At 74.9% G+C, this 2,178-nt stretch carries 2 protein-coding genes; both read right to left on the minus strand.

Going from position 1 to position 2,178, the window contains the following annotated elements:
* Positions 1-31: 31 nt before the first annotated feature.
* Positions 32-940 carry an N-acetylmuramic acid 6-phosphate etherase gene (gene murQ, locus ACIBVQ_RS39255; RefSeq protein ID WP_399183952.1) on the minus strand — a complete coding sequence of 303 codons (909 nt, stop codon included), beginning with the start codon at positions 938-940 and terminating at the stop codon, positions 32-34.
* Positions 937-1,791 carry a GNAT family N-acetyltransferase gene (locus ACIBVQ_RS39260; RefSeq protein WP_399183954.1) on the minus strand — a complete coding sequence of 285 codons (855 nt, stop codon included), beginning with the start codon at positions 1,789-1,791 and terminating at the stop codon, positions 937-939. The genes murQ and ACIBVQ_RS39260 overlap by 4 nt, the downstream gene beginning before the upstream one ends.
* Between the last annotated feature and the right edge of the window lie 387 nt (positions 1,792-2,178).

A 2,178-nucleotide genomic window follows, 5' to 3' on the forward strand; every position in this document is an offset into this window, starting at 1 on the left:
GCGGGTGGCCCTAACACCCTTTGTTGGGTGTCTAATACCCCGGGGGGGCCCCGCCCGGGGGGGGGGGGGGGCGGCCCCCCCGGGGGGGGCCCCGCGGGGGGGGGCCCCCGCGGGGGCCCCCCCCCCGCTCGGCCACCAGAACCGCCGTCTTCACCCGCCATCCGGACGCCTCCAGCGCGGCGCGGGCCTCCTGCGGGCTCACGCCGGTGAGGTCGCCGACCATCCGCACCGCCCTGCCGGCGAGTTTGGCGTTCGTCACCGTCATCTCCACCATGCTGCCGCCGTGGGTGCGGCCGAGCCTGACCATCGTGATGGTGGAGATCATGTTGAGGACCAGCTTCTGCGCGGTGCCCGCCCTGAGCCTGGTCGAGCCCGCGACCACCTCGGGACCGACGACCACCTCTATCGGGTGCCGGGCCGCCCGGGAGAGCGCGGTGCCCGTGTTGCAGGTCAGCGCGACGGTCAGGGCGCCCCTGCGGCCCGCCTCGGTGAGCGCGGCCAGGACGAACGGGGCCCCTCCCCCGGCGGAGACGCCGACCACCGCGTCGAGCGCGCCGACCCGCCGGTCCGCGATCGCCCCGGTCCCCGCCTCCGCGTCGTCCTCGGCGCCCTCGACGGCGCGGCTCAGCGCGGGCTCGCCGCCCGCGATGACGCCCTGGACAAGTCCGGGGTCGGTGCCGAAGGTCGGCGGGCACTCGGCGGCGTCGAGCACGGCGAGCCTGCCCGAGGTGCCCGCGCCGACGTAGAGCAGACGGCCTCCCGCGCGCATCCTGGCGACCACGGCGTCGATCGCCGCGGAGATCGCCGGGATCGCCCCGGCCACCGCGGCGGGCACGGTCGCGTCGGCGGCGTTCATCAGCCGGGCGAGTTCCTCGGTGCCGAGCCGGTCGATCCGGTCGTAGCGCGGGTCTCGCCGCTCGGTCGGCGCATCACCGGTCACGGCCGCCCCAGCTTCCTGCGGTAGAGCCAGAAGACGCGTTCTGCGCGTGCCCCGACCGCCCTGGAGTAGAAGCGCAGCGGCCCGACCCAGGAGATCTGCGCCTCGGTCAGGCCCGCGTCCCGCTGCTCGGCCAGGCAGCGGCGCAGCAGCACCTGGCCGACGCCGAGTCCTCTGGCGGCCTCCGCGACGCCCGTCGGGCCGAACCAGGCGGGCCTGGTGCCCCACGCGGCGAAGCCGATGATCTCGCCGTCGCGGGAGGCGTAGTGGCAGCCGGACGCCTGTGCCGTCTCCCAGGCCCAGTCGCCGCCCCAGTGCGTTTCGACGAAGGCGGTCACGGCTCCGGCGTCCTGCCGGGTGGCCCTGCGCACGGTGACGCCCGCCGCCGCCAGTCTTTCGAGGTCGGCCTCGACGGACAGGTCCCCGGTGAGGTCGGCGGTCATGTTCCAGGCGGTGTCGTACCGTTCATAGCCGAGACGCTCGGCCAGGCAGGCGGCGGGGGTGTAGCGCACGTCCACGCCGGGCCAGGCGTAGCAGGGCGGGTTGCCCGCGAACCTCGCCTCGGTCGCGCCCTGACCGCGCAGCCACTCCTCCGCCGCCCCGACCAGCGCCCTGCCCCTGCCCCGCCTCCTGGCGCCGGGGGCGACGGCCAGCAGGTCGATGTGCCCGTCGGAGGTGGTCGCGGACATCGAGGCGAACAGCACCCCGTCGAGGTCCTCGGTCACCAGCGCCGTCCATCTGCGCTGCCTCGGCGGACGCAGCAGCCTGGCGACGAGCAGGGGCGCCTCCCGGGCGTCCAGTGTGAGCGCGGCCCGCGCGACCTCGCCGACGGCCACCGCGTCCGCCGCGGTCATCTCCCGGACTCCCCGTTCCCCCACCGGCCCCTCCCCCACCTCGCACCGCTCCCGCCGCTCGTACGGCGGGCCCGATGACCTGCGTCGATCATACGAAGCGCGGGGCCGTAGCGCCCGGTCCGGCCGTGCGGTACGGCCCGCGCCTCCCTGTCCGGACGCACGAACAACCTTCCGCTCTTCGGTAAACCTGACGAATTCCGCTGACCCCGACCTGTCATACCGTCGCGATAACCACGCATCGAAGGGTTGGCACGTGTCCGCTGATCTACATCACCGCGCCGTCGTCGCGGATACCCACAACGACCTGTTGATGGCGGTCACCGCGCGGCCGCCCCACCGATGGGCCTCCTTCTTCCGCGACCGATGGCTGCCCCAACTCCACGAAGG

It is taken from the genome of Streptosporangium sp. NPDC049376 (genome assembly GCF_044466505.1).
Lineage (GTDB): Bacteria > Actinomycetota > Actinomycetes > Streptosporangiales > Streptosporangiaceae > Streptosporangium.